Annotated in this window: 15 protein-coding genes; 5 read left to right on the forward strand and 10 right to left on the reverse strand. The window is 59.3% G+C overall.

Annotated elements, in window-relative coordinates; translation table 11 throughout:
- Positions 1-63 precede the first annotated feature (63 nt).
- The 8 genes from J0G10_RS13365 to J0G10_RS13400 all read right to left on the reverse strand — a co-directional run bounded on the left by J0G10_RS13365 (position 64) and on the right by J0G10_RS13400 (position 9,626).
- Complete coding sequence (locus tag J0G10_RS13365; protein ID WP_220558649.1) at positions 64-1,041, reverse strand: FecR domain-containing protein; 978 nt, start codon at positions 1,039-1,041, stop codon at positions 64-66.
- Positions 1,042-1,557 carry a sigma-70 family RNA polymerase sigma factor gene (locus tag J0G10_RS13370; RefSeq protein ID WP_093437645.1) on the reverse strand — a complete coding sequence of 172 codons (516 nt, stop codon included), beginning with the start codon at positions 1,555-1,557 and terminating at the stop codon, positions 1,042-1,044.
- Positions 1,558-1,642: 85 nt separating this feature from the next.
- Positions 1,643-2,827, reverse strand: a complete 1,185-nt coding sequence (locus J0G10_RS13375) for an aminotransferase class V-fold PLP-dependent enzyme (RefSeq protein WP_220558650.1) — start codon at positions 2,825-2,827, stop codon at positions 1,643-1,645.
- 15 nt (positions 2,828-2,842) lie between these two features.
- Positions 2,843-4,084, reverse strand: coding sequence for an MFS transporter (locus J0G10_RS13380; protein WP_220558651.1), 1,242 nt, complete (start codon positions 4,082-4,084; stop codon positions 2,843-2,845).
- Positions 4,085-4,097: 13 nt separating this feature from the next.
- The gene (locus J0G10_RS13385; RefSeq protein ID WP_220558652.1) at positions 4,098-5,948 is read right to left on the reverse strand and encodes an IucA/IucC family protein; all 1,851 of its coding nucleotides are present in this window, start codon (positions 5,946-5,948) and stop codon (positions 4,098-4,100) included.
- A 36-nt stretch (positions 5,949-5,984) separates the two neighbouring features.
- The gene (locus J0G10_RS13390) at positions 5,985-7,145 is read right to left on the reverse strand and encodes an NAD/NADP-dependent octopine/nopaline dehydrogenase family protein (protein ID WP_093437664.1); all 1,161 of its coding nucleotides are present in this window, start codon (positions 7,143-7,145) and stop codon (positions 5,985-5,987) included.
- Between the two features lie 28 nt (positions 7,146-7,173).
- Positions 7,174-8,217 (reverse strand): PLP-dependent cysteine synthase family protein, encoded by a 1,044-nt coding sequence (locus tag J0G10_RS13395; protein WP_093437669.1) that lies wholly within the window; start codon positions 8,215-8,217, stop codon positions 7,174-7,176.
- A gap of 14 nt (positions 8,218-8,231) precedes the next feature.
- Entirely contained in the window at positions 8,232-9,626 is a 1,395-nt protein-coding gene (locus J0G10_RS13400) for a Y4yA family PLP-dependent enzyme (RefSeq protein ID WP_220558653.1), read from the reverse strand.
- Positions 9,627-10,240: 614 nt separating this feature from the next.
- Between J0G10_RS13400 and J0G10_RS13405 the strand changes: the two genes are divergently transcribed.
- The 4 genes from J0G10_RS13405 to J0G10_RS13420 all read left to right on the forward strand — a co-directional run bounded on the left by J0G10_RS13405 (position 10,241) and on the right by J0G10_RS13420 (position 14,459).
- Complete coding sequence (locus tag J0G10_RS13405) at positions 10,241-11,131, forward strand: HpcH/HpaI aldolase/citrate lyase family protein (protein WP_220558654.1); 891 nt, start codon at positions 10,241-10,243, stop codon at positions 11,129-11,131.
- A gap of 25 nt (positions 11,132-11,156) precedes the next feature.
- Complete coding sequence (locus tag J0G10_RS13410) at positions 11,157-11,558, forward strand: ParB N-terminal domain-containing protein (protein WP_220558655.1); 402 nt, start codon at positions 11,157-11,159, stop codon at positions 11,556-11,558.
- A gap of 109 nt (positions 11,559-11,667) precedes the next feature.
- Positions 11,668-13,884: a TonB-dependent receptor gene (locus tag J0G10_RS13415; RefSeq protein WP_220558656.1), complete on the forward strand. Its 2,217-nt coding sequence runs from the start codon at positions 11,668-11,670 to the stop codon at positions 13,882-13,884.
- A gap of 152 nt (positions 13,885-14,036) precedes the next feature.
- Positions 14,037-14,459: a fe2+ zn2+ uptake regulation protein gene (locus tag J0G10_RS13420; protein WP_220558657.1), complete on the forward strand. Its 423-nt coding sequence runs from the start codon at positions 14,037-14,039 to the stop codon at positions 14,457-14,459.
- Here the strand turns inward: J0G10_RS13420 and J0G10_RS13425 are convergent.
- Positions 14,397-15,002 (reverse strand): LuxR C-terminal-related transcriptional regulator, encoded by a 606-nt coding sequence (locus J0G10_RS13425; RefSeq protein ID WP_220558658.1) that lies wholly within the window; start codon positions 15,000-15,002, stop codon positions 14,397-14,399. The two genes, J0G10_RS13420 and J0G10_RS13425, sit on opposite strands and share 63 nt — an antisense overlap.
- Before the next feature lie 113 nt (positions 15,003-15,115).
- Here J0G10_RS13425 and J0G10_RS13430 point away from each other — a divergent pair, with 113 nt between their 5' ends.
- Positions 15,116-16,732, forward strand: coding sequence for an ATP-binding response regulator (locus tag J0G10_RS13430; protein WP_220558659.1), 1,617 nt, complete (start codon positions 15,116-15,118; stop codon positions 16,730-16,732).
- A 102-nt stretch (positions 16,733-16,834) separates the two neighbouring features.
- On the opposite strand, the gene yecR is transcribed toward J0G10_RS13430, so the two are convergent.
- On the reverse strand, positions 16,835-17,143 hold the full coding sequence (yecR, locus tag J0G10_RS13435) for a YecR family lipoprotein (protein ID WP_007918065.1): 309 nt from the start codon (positions 17,141-17,143) through the stop codon (positions 16,835-16,837).
- Positions 17,144-17,473 lie beyond the last annotated feature (330 nt).

A 17,473-nucleotide genomic window follows, 5' to 3' on the forward strand; every position in this document is an offset into this window, starting at 1 on the left:
TTCTCCCCAATAGCCAGTCGAGATCGAAAAAAGTATCACCGCAGCGGCAATTATTTTTTTCACTCAGGCCGGGGAGAGCATGACCCAGTAGCCATTCAAATGGCCGCTGACGAGGATCGGGTAGGTTTGCGCCAGCATGTTCAAGGTGCGTTGACTGTCGCTGATCGGGTAGGCGCCGGAAATGCGCAGATCGGCAATCACCGGGTCGAGGCGCACGAAGCCGCGGCGATAGCGCGTGAGTTCGTCGACAAAATCGGCCAGACGCATCTTGTCAGCCATCAACATGCCTTGGCTCCAGGCGCCGACGTAGCGGTCGGCAACGCTGAGCTGGCCGAAGGTGTAGGAAGAGAAATCAGTGCGTTGACCGGCGTTGACGATCAGCGGCGTGGTCTGGCGATTGTCCGCGAGCTCGACTTTGACCGCGCCTTCCAGCACGGCGAGGTGGGTGCGCGGTTGCAGTTCGCGCACGGTGAAACGCGTGCCCAGCGCCTGCATCCGACCTTGACGGGTACTGACCAGAAACGGTCGCGCCAACGGTGAAATGTCCGGCGCGGTCTGCACCAGTATTTCGCCTTCGCGCAGGTGGATGAGGCGTTGATTGGCGTCGAACAGCACGTCGATGGCGGTGTCGGTGTTCAGGGTGATTTTCGAGCCGTCGGCCAGGGTCAGTTCGCGTTGCTGGCCAACGGCAGTGCGATAGTCGGCTGACCATTGCTGCGACTCTGCCAGCTTCCAGCTGCCCCAACCGGCCGGCAGGATCGCCAGAATCATCGCCAGTTTGCCCAGCGCCACACGGCGCTCCGGGCTGCTCGGGCGATCGAGCGCCGACATCGCCAGTGACGGTGGCAGGCCGCCGAGTTTGCTCTGCAACAACTGCGCCCGCGCCCAGGCACGACCGCGCTCGGGCGTGCTGGCTTTCCAGTATTCCCATTCGCCGCGTTCGCTGTCGCTGAGTTCGCCTTCACTCATGCGGATCAACCAGTCGGCGGCTTCTTCCAAGGCCTGGTGATCGAGATGCGGCTCATGGCGGCGGCTGAGCATTCACTCCACCAGCAACAGGCACTGCACGAAGGCTTGCTTCATGTAGCGTTTGACGGTGATCAGCGATACGCCCAACTGCTCGGCGATGTCGTCGTATTTCAGCCCGCTGATCTGCGACAACAGAAAGGCGCGTTTGACCAGTGGCGGCAGGGCGTCGAGCATCGCGTCGATTTCGTGCAGGGTTTCCAGCACCATGAAACGCAATTCTGGCGAAGGCACTTCCGGCGCCGGCACATGGGCGAGGGCTTCCAGATAGGCACGTTCCAGCGCCTTGCGTTGATACCAGTTGACCAGAATGCCTTTGGCCACGCAGCTCAGATACGCACGCGGTTGCTCAATGACGGTGACTTGCGAGGCGAGGATGCGGGTGAAGGTGTCCTGCGCCAGATCCGCCGCATCCATGGCGTTTCCCAGTTTTTTTCTCAGCGTCGCGTACAGCCAGCCGTGATGGCCGCTGTACAGGGCTTCGATCGCGCGCAGGTGATTGGCATTATTCGCGGGAAGGGTTTCGCTCATGGCTGCAGATTTTCATGCAATTGAGAAGTATTCCCAATGCTAGTTTACAACCCCTCTTTGACGCAAGCGCCGATTGGTGTCCTGTTCAGGCGCCCTGCAAACCGCGCAGTGCAGCAACCATTGTGTCGATTTCCGCCTCAGTGTTGTACGCATGCACCGACGCACGGCTGACCTCCAGCAAGTCCCTGTGCTGCATGTCGAGCAGGGTCGAGCGGAACGTCGAGGTGCTGACGTTGATGCGCTTTTCCTGGCCGGCCAGCCACTGCTGAACGTGCGTGGCGCTGCTGTCGCGATGAGTAAACGTGACGATGCCGGACTTCTGCACCCCGAGGTCTCGCGGCGTGATGCCAGGAATATCTGCCAGTTGTCGGCGCAGGTAATCAGCCAGTTGCTGAATCCGCAGCCACATCGGTTCGATGCCTTGCGCCAGCGCGTATTCCACTGCCGCACCGAGGCCGAGTTTGGCGGTGACGTTGCATTCCCAGTTCTCGAAACGTCGGGCATCGGCGCGGATCTTGAAAGTCTGGGCGTCCTGCAATGAGGCGGCATGCAAGTCGAGAAACGCTGGCTCAAGGTTCTGGCACAGAGACTTTTCGACATACAAAAAACCCATCCCGCGCGGCCCGCGCAGGTATTTGCGGCTGGTGGCCGCGAGCATGTGGCAGCCGATTTTCTGCACGTCGATCGGCATCTGCCCGACACCCTGACAGGCATCGAGCAGAAACAGCACGCCAGCCGAACGGGCGAGGGCGCCGATCTGCTCGATGGGTTGCACCGGGCCGCCATTGGTGGCGATCACCGGCAGCGAGATCAGCGCGACCCGATCATCGTCGAGCATGGCCGTTAGCGCCGACAGTGAAACCTGGCCGTGTTCATCGTTGGGGATGACCCGAATCTCGATGCCACGCCGCTGCTTCATTTGCAGATAGGGAATGTAGTTGCCGGCGTATTCGGTGGTCGACGTCAGCACCACATCGCCGGGTTGCAGCGGCAACGAATAGAACGCCATGTCCCAGGCGCGGGTCGCGTTCTCGATCACCGCAATTTCGTCAGGCTGAGCGTTGATCAAACGGCCGATGGCGCCATACACGTTTTCCAGGTTGGCCGATTGCCGTCCGGCAGCTTCATAGCCGCCCAGATTCGCTTCAAGCTGAATATGACGGGTCATGGTTTCGATCACCGGCGCGGGCATCAGCGCCGCGCCGGCATTGTTGAAGTGGATCAGTTGCGCGACGGCGGGGGTGTCGGCGCGCAGTTGTTCAATGTTCAAAAGCAGACTCCTTGATCATTCCCCGTCTGGGGCTGGGCTCGGTTGCATCACCGCCGGCCAGTAGCGCAACGCGACGATCGGGATCAGTGCAACGACGTAAGCCAGGCAAACAAACAGATAGGTGTACTGCAAACCGTAGACCTGACTGAGCAGGCCGCCGGCGGAAATCCCCGCAATCGAAGCGAATTGCGCAGTGCCCTGAGCGATGCCCAGTACATGACCCTGTCGCGAGCTGTCGGCGGTTTTCGAGATCAGCGCCATCAACACGGGTGTAGTCGCACCGAGCAGCACGCCCCAGATGAAGTAGGCAATGACGAACACCACCGGGTTGTGGGTGACGCCTGCCACCGCAGTGAGGACGATGCAGCCGATGACCACGTAAGTCATGCGCTGCAAGGTGTCCTGCTGACCACGGTGTTCGAAATAACGCGACCACGCCGTCGCCGACAGAATGAAGCCCAGCGCCAGCAAGCCGTAGCAGAGGCCGACCACCGAATTGCTGACCTCGAACACCGAGCTGACATACAGCGAAAACGAGGTCTGCGGCAGCATCCGCGCCAGCAACAGAATGCCCATCACACCGAGCAGCGACAGCAATGGTGAGCCTTGCCAGAGGCTGCCGGAACGCGCCGGTGCAGTTTTGTCGACGGCCACGGCTTTCTTCACCGGCGGCACGTCCGGCAAGGTCACGGCGGCGATCACGGTACACACCGCACACAGCGCCGAAGCAATGATGTTGATCCAGAAGAACGTCGCGTAATCGAGGATCAAACCGCCGACCACCGCACCCAGCAGCGAGCCGACGTTGGTCGAGATTTGCAGAATGGCGAACAGCCGTGCGCGCCGCGACGGCGCTTCAATGTTGACACCGTAGGCCTGTGCCGGCGCGATATAGCCGGCAAACGCGCCTTGCAGAAAGCGCAGGATCAGAATCACCCAGATATCACTGAAGAGCGCCAGCCCAAGCTGGGTCAACGACAAACCGGCGAGGGCGCGGATCATCATCAACTTGTGGCCGTAGCGATCACCGATCCGGCCCCAGAATGCACTGGTGAGAATAATGCCCAGCATCGGCCCGACGTACACGGCGATGCTGGCGAAGCTGAAAAGCGACTCTGACGTCGTCAGCCCACGCAGGTGGACAGGCCAGAACGGCCCGCTCATTTCCATCGCGCCCATCGATACCAACTGGATCGCAAATAGAAGATAAATCAGGATTCTTACTCTCGAACCCTGGATGGCACCTGCTTGGGACATGAGTCAGCCTCGGTTAAACGCTAGCGAGCGGGTTGGTCAGGGTGTGTTGCAAACGATAGTTGCTGTACTGCATCAAGTGCATGCGCAACAGCGAACGGGTTGGCCATGGCTCTTCGACGAACGCCTTGTGCTCGGTTTCCCACACGTCTGCCGCGACCCGGTCACGCACCGCTTCGAAGGCAAGGTCGGTTTCTTCGCGCAAGATTTGCCAAAGCCGCGTGTTGTTGAAAGCGTATTCCTTGGTCAGCCACAGGGCCATTTCATGCAGGTGCGTGAGGAACGCCGCGTCGAGCACAAACATGCGCACCGGCTCGATATCACCGGAGAACACCGTCGGCAGAATACCCGGCTGCACGTGCGGTTGCAGGCTGTAACCACGGCCCTCGAGCAGCGGCGCGTAAGTGCGGCCATCGCCGAAATCGCGGATCAGCAGACTACGTGCTTTGCCGTCCGGGGAGAACAGCACCATGGTGTTTTGCTGGTGCGCCTCAAGGCCGATGCCGTACATCAAGTAGATTGCCACCACCGGGTGAGTCACCACTTTCGCGTACTCGCGAAACCAGTTCTCGACCTGCGCAGCATTGGCGCGCACGCCGTCGCGTTCAATCAGATCAGTGAACAGCGGACGACCGCTGCCGGGCAAACGGGTGAACAGTGAAGCCACGGTTATCGGCAGACATTCATCGTTGCGTTCAAACGCTGGCGCACTGGCGCGATAAACCACGGACAGATGACGGCCCGGGTGATCGTCCTGCGTCACCGCGTTTTTGTAACGCACACCGATTTCTTCCGGGAAGATTTCCAGGCGCTGATCGAAGCCGTTTTCCGTCTCGAGAATCTTGCTGATCACCGTGCTGATGCGCGGACCCATGTGAATCGACTTGGCTTGCAGGCTGCGCAGTTCGCTGGTCATCCATACCGCGATGGGCAGTTTGATCAGCGGCGCGGATTCGTCCAGTAGCGGCATCATCGTGCGATAGGACATGGTCGGCAGGGTTGGCAGGTCCGGGCCATCGGTGATCAGAATGCCGTCGGCGATTTCCTGCGCGAAGGTTTCCAGCACGTAGGCTTGTAAATGCCAGCTGTGGATCGGCAAGGGCAGCCACTGGTTTTCGTCCAGCCCCTTGCTGTTGAGCGAGGCTTTCCATTGCGCCCATTGCGTCGGGAAATGCTCGGCGAACCAGGCGCGGTAATCGATCACGTGCGGCATGCTTTCGCTTTTCGCGTTGTCGGCGCGCAGTGCGGCGATGCGCAGCGGCACCTGTGCGTTGAACTCGGGCGACAGTTGCTCGACCTCTTCATCGGTCAGGCCCGGGCGGGCTTTCCAGGTCGGGTAATACGGGTGGCCTTCCAGCGAACCCCACTGGTCGAGCAGGATCGCGGCGTCCTTGGTTTTGGCGTGCTGGCGCAAGTAATCAGTAAAGCTGTGCAGTCCTTGATCCTTGGCGGCTTGTGCCAGTCGGGCGTTCCAGTGCTGGCGATGCTGACGGGCGTGGGCGTCGTTGGTCAGGCTGTTTTCCATGTCGGACTTGAGCCCGGCCACGCCTTCGTCGGTCGGGGCGAAGTCGAAACTGTCGCGCAGCACATCGAGCATGTCCTGGTGGCTGGTGATCACCTGGCGCACGCCTTCATCGGTGACCAACACCACGTCGCCGTCGTTGACCACGGTATCGGCCGGGCCTTTGGCGATGTCGGAAAAAGCCAGGTGGGCGCGGCCGCCCTTGAGCGGATACGTGGCCTGGTGGCCCTCGACGGAAAAGCTCAGGGCCGCTCGGTCGAGGATGTTTTCCGCAAACAGGCAACGCACCAGACGGCGCATGGCGTTTTTGCGGGAGTAGGCGATCAGTGTCTTGAAGTCATCCATATCAGCGGTCTGCTCGTCGAAAATTGAATAAGAAGATCAAGCGGCGGCGCTTGTCGTGTGCGGCCATTGGCGCGGGAAATAGTCGAGTGCCGAGTCGCGCAGGCCTTCCATGTAGGCCACGCTCCACTGCAGGACTTCCTCGATGTAAGGCACCTTGAGGTCGAAACGCTTGGCCATTTCCACCAGCAGCACCAGGCCGTAGGCGACGTCTTCGTTGAAGGCACGGCTCTCGCGCTCGATCACGTAACCGGCGCGGTTGTCCGCGGCCGGTACCATCGGCGCAAGGATGTCGTTGTAGGCCTGATTGGTGCGCAGGATCGACAGCATGCTGCTCGGGTCGCGGATCTGCTCACCGTAAGCCTCGACAATTTCCTGTTTCAGCGATTTCACCGAAGACAGGTCGATGCCCAGTCGCTGACTGATCACCGCACACAGTTCCTGGCTTTCCTGATCCATGCGTTCAAGGAAGTACGCGCCGAGTTCCGGGCATTCGGTCCACCAGCACATGCGCTGCGGGAAGATCTTGCGGTGCCACTGGCCGTAGGGGCCGATGAGGCCGTAGATCACCGAGCTGTGCATGATCGGGTTGCCCGGCGTCAGGGTGATTTCCAGAAAATGCTCGAGCATCGTCACGCACGGGCCGTACAGCCGCGTGAGTATTTTTTCCAATTGGCGGCGCGCGGTTTGTGGCTCCCGGGCGTGGGTAGCGACGTACAACTGGCTTTTGCCGCCGCCCATTTTGATCGAGCGTCCCGGGGTCAATTCGAACGCCGTGTGCGGCACATCTTTCATGCCCCAGATCACCACATTCGGTCGATCGGGCAGGGTGGCTTCGGCCAGCCAGTCGAAACCGCAGAAACCTGGAATAGCGCCGATGAACACTGGTTTGCTGGTGGTCAGATGCGGCGCGATGTCTTTCAACGTTTGCGGACGCGCATGGGCCGGCACAGTGATGATGACGATGTCGGCATCTTCCACCGCGGCTTTCGCGTCGCTGGTCACCCGATCCAACCGGGCGCTCAGGGTCGAGCCGTCGGGCAGCAGCGCCTGCATCGGCGTCTGGCGAGCGTGTTGTTCGATGACCTCCTGATTATGGGTGTGCATCGAAACCTGAACATTGGGTAGCTGCTTGAACAGGATGGCGTTGAGATGGCCGGTCCTGCCGCCACCACAGATGGCGACTTTCAACAGATTCATCGAGAGGCGTTCCTGTGTGAGGGGTGGGTCATGCGACGCTCAGTTGCAGCGGCGCGGAAACGCTGTCCAGCCAGTGGGTCTTGCCCAGCCAGGCGTCCAGTTGCGGGGCGATGCTCGGGTCGATCAGATCGCGCTCCTGCAGCCACTTGTCATCGAACACGGTGTGCAGGTATTTCTCGCCACCGTCGGCAATCGGTACCACGACGTTGCCGCTCAGCACACCTTTGTGGATCAACTCCAGTGCCTTGAAAATCGCACCGCCAGTGGAGCCGCCGACTAGCAGGGCGAAGTTACGCGCGATGTAGCGGGCGGTTTCGAACGCCTGCGAGTCGCTGACTTGCACGCCCAGATCGATACAGCTGTAGTCGAGCACCAGACCCACGGTGTCGCCGGCCGGCGTACCGGTGCCGGATTGGTAGTACGGGTAGCCGGGGTGGCCGAAGACAATCGAACCGGCCGGTTCCACCGCGACGGTGACGGTGTCCGGGTTGTGCACTTTCAAGCCGCGTGCGATGCCGGTCATCGAACCGCCGGTGCCGACGCAGCCGACGTAAGCGCCGACCGCGCCTTCAGCCTGCACAATGGTTTCGCGGACGAAATCGCTGTAGCCGCCGGCATTGGCCGCATTGTCGGACTGGTTCATGAACACCGCGCCGGGAATCTCGCTGGCCAGTTCGGCGGCCATCTGTTGGCGCTCGACCACCGCGACTTCGTCTTCGCGATAGGTGCCTTTGACGAAACGAATGTCGGCACCGAGGGCCTTCATCACGGCGATCTTGTCTTGCGCGGCGTGGTGATCGACCACGGCAATGAAATGCAGGCCGAACTCGACTGCGGCCATGGCCAAGCCAATCCCGGTATTGCCCGACGACGATTCGACAACCACACCGCCGGGTTTCAGGCGACCGGACTTGAGCGCCGCCAGCACCATGTTGCGCGCCATGCGGTCTTTGATACTGCCGCCGGGATTGTTCTTTTCAATCTTCAATAACAAACGCGCGTTGGTATCCGGAACATCGATGCCCAACATCGGTGTATTACCAATAAGGTCAGAGACTTTATTCAAGATCATTGCAATTGTTCCCTTTAGTAGTCAGGTGAAAATGCATAGTTACCTTCCGTACAACAGGTCGCCGTCAACCGCCGGGGCAAGGGATGGCGATGAAACTCGTTTTCCAGCAAGTCCATCTGGTAACCAGCGGTATTGATATAAATCAATAAGTCACCGGCTTGCGGTGCCGTCGAAAAGTTGATCAGGCGATGGGTAATGACGTCATCGTCCAGGCAACTATGGCCGGCGATATAAGCTTGAATCGGGGGGTGTGGCTGGTGTGTGGTGCTGATAAGTATCGGATCTACCAGATATTCCGAGGCAAACCAGGTTTCGCAAGCGCTGAAACTGCTGCCCTCCACGAAGATCACGGTTTTATTGTCAGCCAATTGTTTGCTTCGCGTGACGCGAAATACTGACATGGCGGCTTGATCGACCAGACTTCGGCCGGGTTCGAGTGCGAGCGTTATATTCTGAGTCTGCAAGTAATTGGCAATCGACAAACCTTGCGAATGCTCGGCTTCGAGCAATAACGTCAGCCATTGTGTCGCGGTCAGTTCACTGCCGTAAGGATAATAAGTGGCGGGAACTTTCTGGTTGTAATAGTGGCTCGGGTTATTGTCATTTTGCAGGAACTGAGCGTAGGTCTCAGGTTCGACATAACGAATCGGTAAGCCACCACCGATGTCGATCATCTGCGGATTCAAGCCCATTTCCCTGGCCGCCTCGATAAATCCGCTGGCCTCACGGAAGGCCTGTGCGCGGGATTCGAATCCATAGCCGCCGAGGTGAAAATGGAAACCTTCAAAATGAAAAAGCTCAGGTTTTTCTGTCAACCGTTGCAGGCATTGCAACAGGTCTTGCGAGCCCATCCCGAATCGGCTGTTCTGACTGCTTTTCGGTCTGTAACGCAGTAGCACTCTGGTTTTCGTCGGACCCGGTTGTGTGGGGATCACGCTATGCAGGTGATCGAATTCCTCTAGCGAATCCACACAAATCAATGAACCGGCGCTGATCAGCGCTTGATGGAAAACGGCTGTTTTGGCCGGTCCTGTGGCGCAGATTTTGGTGCCCGGCACACCTGCGCGCAGGGCAGCATTCAACTCGTGAATGCTCGACACATCGACGCCGATCCCCGAATCCGCTGCAGCGCCGAGCATGCTTTGCGACTTGTTGGCCTTGGCCCCGTAGAAAATGGCATGGGGAACCAGGTATTGCTTCAACACGTTCAGCAGCGCTTGCGTGTTTAATTCAAACGCATGGGGCCAGACCAGATTTAACGGCGAGCCATGTTGTTCCACCAAGTCTGTAAGTTTGTTCGGGAACTTGTTGATAAACGTGGAAATAACCGGGTCGATCAGCGGCGTTAACATCTCCGGGTGATGAACTTTATACGGCTGCTCAACAGCAGATTTATTTGTTGTAGGCATAGTTAACCCCTGGCGTCGAAAGTTACGTCGCCATTGATAGTTCGATCACCGATCGTTATCGATGCAGGTCGTCTTTTTTGCTCGTCAGCGTCGAGGCTTTAAACAACTTGGAGGCGGATGCCAAGTGAAATCCGCTATTGGATCTGTAGCCCTGATCGTAATAAATGGTTCACAAAACAATTGCATGAGAACCCCATTCCATAAGGTTTGCGCGGATGTATTGAATGGCCATTAGTTGCTGGCCATTGCCCTGTAACAGCCTGTAGCTGATGTTTAAGTGACATCACTGACAGGTACTTTTGCAGATACCGAAGACTTGCTTTGAAACGAGAATAGTTCCTCTTGGCGGCGTGAACAATATTGCGAACAGGAACGATTATCAAGTAAGGTTTTCAAATATTTTTCAATGCCGACCTGCTCAAGGCGAATCCATGAACGTGTATTTACACGCTCAAGGACTCGTTCGTCCCTAGATTAAAAAGTCTCTTAATTGCTTGATCAATAAGGCGTTAAGGGCTGTTGCGATAAGCCTCGGAACGGCAGGCAAATCTGCCGTTGAACGGGCCTGAAAATTTTCACAAACCACGACGGGTTCACGTCAAAGGAGCAACGCCATGCAATCCGATCGACTCAGCCGCAAAGCGCCACTCGCGATCAGCTACCTGTTCGTGCCGGGCAACCGTCCCGAGCGTTTCTCCAAAGCCTGCGAAGCAGGGCCGGACGCGATCATTCTCGACCTCGAGGATGCCGTTCATCCTGACAGCAAAGCCGCCGCCCGTGACGCCATCCAGGCGTGGCAGGAGAAAACGCCGAGCGTTGCTTGTGAGCGTTACATTCGCCTGAACAGCGTCAGCAGTTCGCTGTTTCGCCAGGACCTGAGCTGGCTCAGCGACATGCGTTACCCCGAGCGTTGCAGCGGGATTTTCCTGCCCAAGGCCGAATGTCCCGAGACGCTGGCGCGGGCGGTCGAGCGCTTGCTGGAGTGGCAACCGACGCTGGCGATCGTCGCGATCATCGAGACCGCCAAAGGTCTGCAGCAGGTCGAGTCGATCGCTGCGATTGCGGGCGTGGCGCGGCTGGCGTTTGGCTCGCTGGATTTCTCGCTCGATATCAACTGCAGCCAAGTGCCCGAGGCGTTTCTGTTTGCCCGCAACCGCATCGTGCTGGCGTCGCGCACGGCGGATCTGCCGTCGCCGATCGACGGCGTGACGCCGGCAATCAACGACTTGGCGGTGGTTGCCCAAGACGCGCAATACGCGCGTTCGCTGGGCTTCGGCGCCAAGCTGTGCATCCATCCCGGGCAACTGGCGACGGTGCAGCGCGCCTTCCTGCCGGACTCGCGCCAACTGGCGTGGGCCGATCGAGTGATGCGAGCGGTGGCCACGGGCAGTCACGCGGTGCAGGTGGACGGCGAGATGGTCGACTTGCCGCTGATCGAACACGCCCAACGCCTGCTCGATGTGGCCAGTCAGCATGCGCCATTGGCCCGCGCCGATGCCTGCTGAATCCCCGGCGAATCAGGAGATCACCATGGACCACGGTTATCAGATTGCGCTGCGGCCACTGTGCGAAGTGTTGCAGTCGGAGCAGGTTGATCCAGCAAACGTGACGCTGCTGCGCGAGTCGATTGTCCGTGCCGGGCATTGGCTGGAACCGATCATCGTCGAGCGTTCGCGCGGCATCGTGATGGACGGCAATCACCGTTTCACCGCCGCGTTGCAGTTGGGCTTGAGACGGGTGCCGTGCATCCAGCTCGACTACTCCGATCCGCGCGTCTGTGTGCGGCATTGGCAAACCGGACAAGCGTTCGAGGTGGCGCGGATTTTCACCACCATCGCTCGCGGCGAGATTTTTCCGTACAAGACCACCCGGCACGCGTTTGACCCCGCGCTGCCGCTGGTCGCGATTCCGCTGGAGCGCCTCTACGCCTGACCCTGATCGGGCGACGGAAAAAAACTTTACTGCGGGTGATACTTTTTCGCAGATCGACTGGCAATAGGAGTGATTACCATTTTCCCTCGATGAAAAGGATCCTCACGTCATGCCTGTTGTCAGTCGTCCTTGCGGTGAGCGGGTGTTAGCACTCGCCGTGCGTACCGCCATGCTGAATTTCGTTTTGGTCGCAGGAAGCGCCAACGCTTGGGCCGCCAGCCCCGAGCAACCAGGCGTTGCCGCCGACCCGACTGCGAACGCCGCGCCGGACGCGCTGACCCTCGACACCACCAACGTCAACGCCCGTTACAACGGTGCGACTGCCTTGCCGGAAACCCTCGCCGGTGGTCAGGTGGCGCGCGGCGCACGGCTGGGCATGCTGGGCAACAAAGACGTGATGGACACGCCGTTCAGCGTCACCAGTTACACCGCCAAAACCCTCGCCGATCTGCAAACCGTGACCGTCGCCGATGCGCTGGAACGTGATCCTTCAGTGCGCTCGACCGGGCAGACTGGTGGTATCGTCGACTCGTTTTTCATCCGTGGCTTCCCGATTGGCGAAGGCAACCTTGGTGAGCTGGCGTTCGACGGCGTCTACGGTGTCGCGCCGAATTATCGGGTGTTCACCGACTACGCCGAGCGCGTTGAAGTGCTCAAGGGGCCGGGTGCGTTGATGTACGGCATCTCGCCGAACAGCGGCGTCGGCGGCGTGATCAACATCGTGCCCAAGCGTCCGCTGGATGAAGACCTGACCCGGTTCACCGGCACCTATGCCTCGGATTCTCAGGTCGGTGGGCATCTGGATCTGAGCCGGCGCTTCGGTTCGGAGAACCAGTTCGGCGTGCGTTTCAACGGCAACCTGCAGGGTGGCGATACCGCCGTCGATGATCAGCATCGCGACCTCGGTGTCGGCGCGATCGCCCTGGATTATCGCGGCGAGCGTCTGCGCCTGAACCTCGATTACATCAGCCAGAAAGAAAGCTGGGAGGGCGCTTCGCGGCCCTTCACCATTGCGCCGGGCGTTGATGTGCCGTCTGCGCCGAACGGCCGCACCAACCACTCGCAGGACTGGGGCTGGTCGGATACCAAAGAGCAGTCGGCGTTGCTCGGTGGCGAATATGACCTGACCGACAACGTCACCGTGTTCGCCCATGCCGGTGGCGGCAAGTCCGACGTCAAACGCCTGTCCGACCAGGTGCCGAGAATCCTCAACGACGCCGGTGATACCAGCAACATTCCCGGCTACTACAAATTCAACGTTGATCGCTCGACGGCTGACGTCGGTATGCGTGGTGTGTTTGCCACTGGCCCGATCACTCACACCACCACGGTCATGGCGACCCGGTATCAGGATGAGCTGTCACGCGGCATCAACAACGGCACGGCCATCCTGTCGAATATCTACCACCCGATCGACAGGCCGCAGCAGTACATCAACTCGCCAAAGGTGTTGCGCGTTTCCGAATCGGAGCTGTCCGGCGTGGCGTTGACCGACACAATGTCGATGCTCGATGACCGCTTCCAGTTGACCCTCGGCGTGCGTCGTCAGGACATCGAATCGCGTAACTACAACGCGGCCGGTGCGGTCAGTTCGAAATACAAGGACAACGCCACGAGCCCGCTGGTCGGCGTGGTGGTCAAGCCTTGGGAAGACGTTTCGCTCTACTACAATTATGTCGAAGGCTTGAGCAAGGGCGACATCGCCCCGGGCACGGCGTCCAATGCCGGCGAAACCTTCGCCCCGTACGAATCCAAGCAGCATGAGATTGGCGTCAAGTACGAGCACGGTACGTTCATGACCACGCTGGCGTTGTTCCAGATCGAGAAGCCGAGCGGTGAAGTCGGTGCCGACAACGTGTTCTCTGTGCAGGCTGAACAACGCAACCGTGGTGTCGAGTTGAGCATGTTCGGCGAAGTGGCGCCGGGCACTCGCCTGATGGGCGGCGTGACCGTGCTCGACGGCGAGCTGACCGATTCGGCGACCCAGGCCAACCGCGGCAACAAACCGGTTGGCGTGCCGGACGTGCAAGCCAACGTATGGGCCGAATGGGACACGCCATGGCTTGAAGGCTTCACCCTCACCGGCGGGGCGATCTACACCGACAGCCAGTACGTCAACCAGGCCAATACTCAGGAGCTGGATGCCTGGACCCGCGTCGACGCCGGCGCGCGTTATGCGACCAAAATCGAAGGCCGGCCAACGACGTTCCGCGCCACCGTGCAGAACGTCTTCGATCGTGAGTACTGGTCGGGCGTGGCGTCCTACGGCGCATTCTCTCCGGGCTATCCACGGACCTTGCAGTTGTCGGCCACGGTCGATTTCTGATGTGAACGGGCAGGGCGTAACGGTCGCCAACGGCGGTTACCGATTTTCCTTCTATATATAGTTTCACGATCACGTTAGCTGTCCGAGACGTGGTCCGGCATGCGGGCAGCAATTGCTGTCCGCCTGAACCTTTCAGAAAAGGAGTATTCGCCATGTTTAACCACCCAGGCGTGGGGGCGGTAAATGCACCGTTGGCTTTTCGGACAGCGAACAACCCATTGGCTTTTGAGTGTGATCGCAGCGCCAATGCGCATATTCGCGAACTGCTGCGCCACTTTGAGCTGCGCACCAGTCTGATCCGCTTCAAAGTCATCAATGCACTGGTGGTGGCCGGCCGTGATGGACATGGGATCGGGGTGAATGGTGTACATGCGTTTGTCGAGTCTTCATCGCCCGAGCTGTCGTTCGTCAGTGTGCGTGAAGTGCTCAAGCGTCTGGGGGAAGTGGGGCTGATCGTGCTTGGGAGTGACAAGACCTACCGATTTTCCTCTGGGGCCATGGAATTGCTGCAGCTACAGAGTCCCCGTGTATTTCACGGCGGCGGCTGCTCGCGAGGGCACGTTCAGCGTGCGTAATAAAGAAGACACATGAATCCGTACCGTGAACGGTGAGATCTCCAGTTCGCGGGCGATTTCCTTGTTGGTCTTGCCTTGGGCAATCAAGCGCAGTACGTCTTGCTGACGAGGCGTGAGAGCGGCGCCGGTTTCCAGCGGCAGCAGGCCTGACGGCGCGAACTTCACCAGTACATCACCTTCGCGAATTGCCAGAATTGCCTGACCGATTTCGTCCGGAGCGATGTTTTTGCCGATAAAACCGTCGATACCGGCGGCCATGACTTCGCTGATCAGCGACTCATCATCGACCATCGACACCACAATCAGCGTGGTGCGCGGCAAGCGCTGACGCAGCTCGGCGAGCTGGCTGACACCGGTGAGTCCGGGGAAACGCAGGTCGAGAATCAAGGTGTCTGGTTCGTCACCCAAAGGCAGCAGCGCCAGCACCGCGTCGAGATCACCGGCTTCGTCGATAACGGCTTCGGGCAACAACCGCTGAACCGTGCGCAGCATCGCCTCGCGAAACAGCGGGTGATCGTCGGCTATGATAATTCGGCATGTCATGGCGTGACCCTCCCTGGGTCAAGCGTTATTCAAGGCTGCACCTTAGCACCGGGGGCGAAGCTTGCCTGTAGGCTGATTCGGAATCTGACGATTGCCGCACAAGGACGTTTACCATGAAGTTCGAGAAAAACACCGAACTCGACCAGGCCAACCTGCGCATTATCATTGCCAGTATCGCCGTGGTTTACATGTTCATACTGGGTTTTTTACCAGGCCAACGCTTCGATACTTATCTGCCAGTTGTCACCTACATCATTCTGTTTTTGTTGGCCTCGATTGCCCTGCGTCAGGCGATTGCGCGCTGGCCTGGGCATTACCCGACGCGACGGATTTTTTCCATGGTCCACGATTACACCGGCACCTGTTTCGGTCTGGTGGTCGGTGGCGAGGCGGCGTTGCCACTGTATGCGGTGATCATTTGGGTCAACCTTGGCAACGGCATGCGCTACGGCTCGCGCTATCTAGCGATTGCCACCGGGCTGGCGTTGCTCGCGCTGCTGTGTGTGTATCGCCTGACGCCGGTGTGGCAAGCGCAACCGTTCATGGTGTTGATGCTGATGCTCACCAGCACGGTGATTCCGTTCTATGCGCACTTGTTGCTGGAACGCACGCGCAAGGCCTCCGAAGAAGCGGTGGCGGCGAATCTGGAAAAGTCGCGGTTTCTCGCCCAGGCCAGTCATGATCTGCGCCAGCCGATTCATTCGATTGGGCTGTTTACCGCGTGCCTGCGGGAGTCGCGGTTGGGCGATGAGGAGCGGCGTCTGGTCGATAACATCGACCGATCGCTGCTCAACGTTTCGCAACTGTTCCGCTCGATTCTCGATCTGTACACCCTCGATAACGGCCGGGTTCTGCCCAAACTGCAAACCGTTAATTTAGGTGAGTGGCTCGCCGATCTGATTCGCCAGAACGCTGAAGCAGCGCGTTGGGCCGGGGTCGAGCTGCGTTTGCGCCCCTGTGAATATTGGGTGCGCACCGATCCGGCGTTGCTCGCGACGATGGTGCAGAACGCGCTTTCCAACTGCTTCAAATACGGTGCGCACCGGCCGGTGTTGATCGGTGTGCGCCGGCGCGGGGCAGGGCTGGCCATCGTGATTTATGACCGCGGCAACGGTATTGCCGAAGAGCATCTGGCCAAGGTATTCGAGGAGTTTTATCGGGTACGGCAAGTGCGCGATAAAGACGTTGAGGGCGTGGGATTGGGGTTGTCGATCGTCAAGCGGTTGGGTGAATTGATCGGAGTCGGTGTTGCCCTGCGCTCGCGGCTCGGGCGGGGAACGGCGGTGACTTTGTACGGCTTGCCAATCACCGCGCCGCCGCAGGTAATGGCCAATCGTGATGACGCACGTCAGGTCGGTTTGCTCACCGGGTTGAAGGTATGTCTGGTGGAGGATGATCGCAACGTATTGCTCGCGACTTCGGCGCTATTGGAGCGTTGGGGCTGTGTAGTTCAAGCGGAACTGAGCGGGCAGGATTTGATGACCGACTGCGACATCATCGTCGCCGACTATGACCTCGGCACCCACGCCACTGGCATCGAGTGCATTGACGATGTCCGCAAGCGGAGAGGCTGGGCGGTTCCGGCAATGATCATCACCGGGCACGACGTCGAAAAAATCCAGGCGGCTTTGCAAGACCGCCAGATCGCCATTCTGTCCAAACCGGTACGCCCGGCCGAACTGCGCGCGACCCTACGAGCCCTGCGTGACTGCGAAACCCAAACCGTGTAGGAGCTGCGGCACGCTGCGATCTTTTGCTCTTCATTTTCAGGATAAAAATCAAAAGACCGCAGCCTCGTTGCACTCGACAGCTCTTACAAAGTTAGTGCTTGTTCAGCGCTTGCACAGGTAATCCTGGGTGATGGTGGTCTGCAGGCAGTTGTACTGGCCCATGGTCCGGCAGATGTTTTTTTCGGAGCCAGTGACTTCGGCGTTTTTGTAGCCCCAGGTCTTGCAGCGTTGTGCGGCGACGGTCAGGCCTTGTTCGGCGCTGGTCTGGCCGCTTTCGAATTGGCCCAGTTCATAGGAGACCTGGACGACGCCATCGTTTTTGCTGCCGCCAGTGGCTTCCCATTGTTTCGGCGTGGCGCAGCCAGTGAGGAACAGGGCGCTGAGGGTGAGTGTTGCGATCAGGGTTTTCATGGTGTTTCTTCCTTGGTGTTGTTCTGATTTCCAGGCACAACGATCCCGTACGCTGCGAACAGGCAACGTTGAGGAGCATCGAGGGGTGCGGAGGAATATAACGCCAGCGGAAAGGGCGGTCGATTAGCACAAATGTGCTAGTGCAGTGGGGGGGCGACGGCCGTTAGGCGCTTCTCTTCCTGCCCGATTCGGGCAAAGCTCGAATCAGTCTAAAAACACTGACCCGCGTCGGCGAGCCTTTGCTAGGCTCAAAGATGTAGGCGAAGACGCAGACTGATGCGCAATCGGATAGCAAGGGGGCGTGGGGCGCGCTCCGAAAGGTACACGGTT

Source organism: Pseudomonas germanica (genome assembly GCF_019614655.1).
Taxonomy (GTDB): Bacteria; Pseudomonadota; Gammaproteobacteria; order Pseudomonadales; family Pseudomonadaceae; genus Aquipseudomonas; species Aquipseudomonas neuropathica.

Excerpts from the sequence above, each read along its gene's own strand:
- J0G10_RS13365 (WP_220558649.1), bottom strand. The coding sequence starts at position 1,041 with ATGCTCAGCCGCCGCCATGAGCCGCATCTCGATCACCAGGCCTTGGAA.
- J0G10_RS13370 (WP_093437645.1), bottom strand. The coding sequence starts at position 1,557 with ATGAGCGAAACCCTTCCCGCGAATAATGCCAATCACCTGCGCGCGATC.
- J0G10_RS13380 (WP_220558651.1), bottom strand. The coding sequence starts at position 4,084 with ATGTCCCAAGCAGGTGCCATCCAGGGTTCGAGAGTAAGAATCCTGATT.
- J0G10_RS13385 (WP_220558652.1), bottom strand. The coding sequence starts at position 5,948 with ATGGATGACTTCAAGACACTGATCGCCTACTCCCGCAAAAACGCCATG.
- J0G10_RS13390 (WP_093437664.1), bottom strand. The coding sequence starts at position 7,145 with ATGAATCTGTTGAAAGTCGCCATCTGTGGTGGCGGCAGGACCGGCCAT.
- J0G10_RS13395 (WP_093437669.1), bottom strand. The coding sequence starts at position 8,217 with ATGATCTTGAATAAAGTCTCTGACCTTATTGGTAATACACCGATGTTG.
- J0G10_RS13400 (WP_220558653.1), bottom strand. The coding sequence starts at position 9,626 with ATGCCTACAACAAATAAATCTGCTGTTGAGCAGCCGTATAAAGTTCAT.
- J0G10_RS13405 (WP_220558654.1), top strand. The coding sequence starts at position 10,241 with ATGCAATCCGATCGACTCAGCCGCAAAGCGCCACTCGCGATCAGCTAC.
- J0G10_RS13410 (WP_220558655.1), top strand. The coding sequence starts at position 11,157 with ATGGACCACGGTTATCAGATTGCGCTGCGGCCACTGTGCGAAGTGTTG.
- J0G10_RS13415 (WP_220558656.1), top strand. The coding sequence starts at position 11,668 with ATGCCTGTTGTCAGTCGTCCTTGCGGTGAGCGGGTGTTAGCACTCGCC.
- J0G10_RS13420 (WP_220558657.1), top strand. The coding sequence starts at position 14,037 with ATGTTTAACCACCCAGGCGTGGGGGCGGTAAATGCACCGTTGGCTTTT.
- J0G10_RS13425 (WP_220558658.1), bottom strand. The coding sequence starts at position 15,002 with ATGACATGCCGAATTATCATAGCCGACGATCACCCGCTGTTTCGCGAG.
- J0G10_RS13430 (WP_220558659.1), top strand. The coding sequence starts at position 15,116 with ATGAAGTTCGAGAAAAACACCGAACTCGACCAGGCCAACCTGCGCATT.
- yecR (WP_007918065.1), bottom strand. The coding sequence starts at position 17,143 with ATGAAAACCCTGATCGCAACACTCACCCTCAGCGCCCTGTTCCTCACT.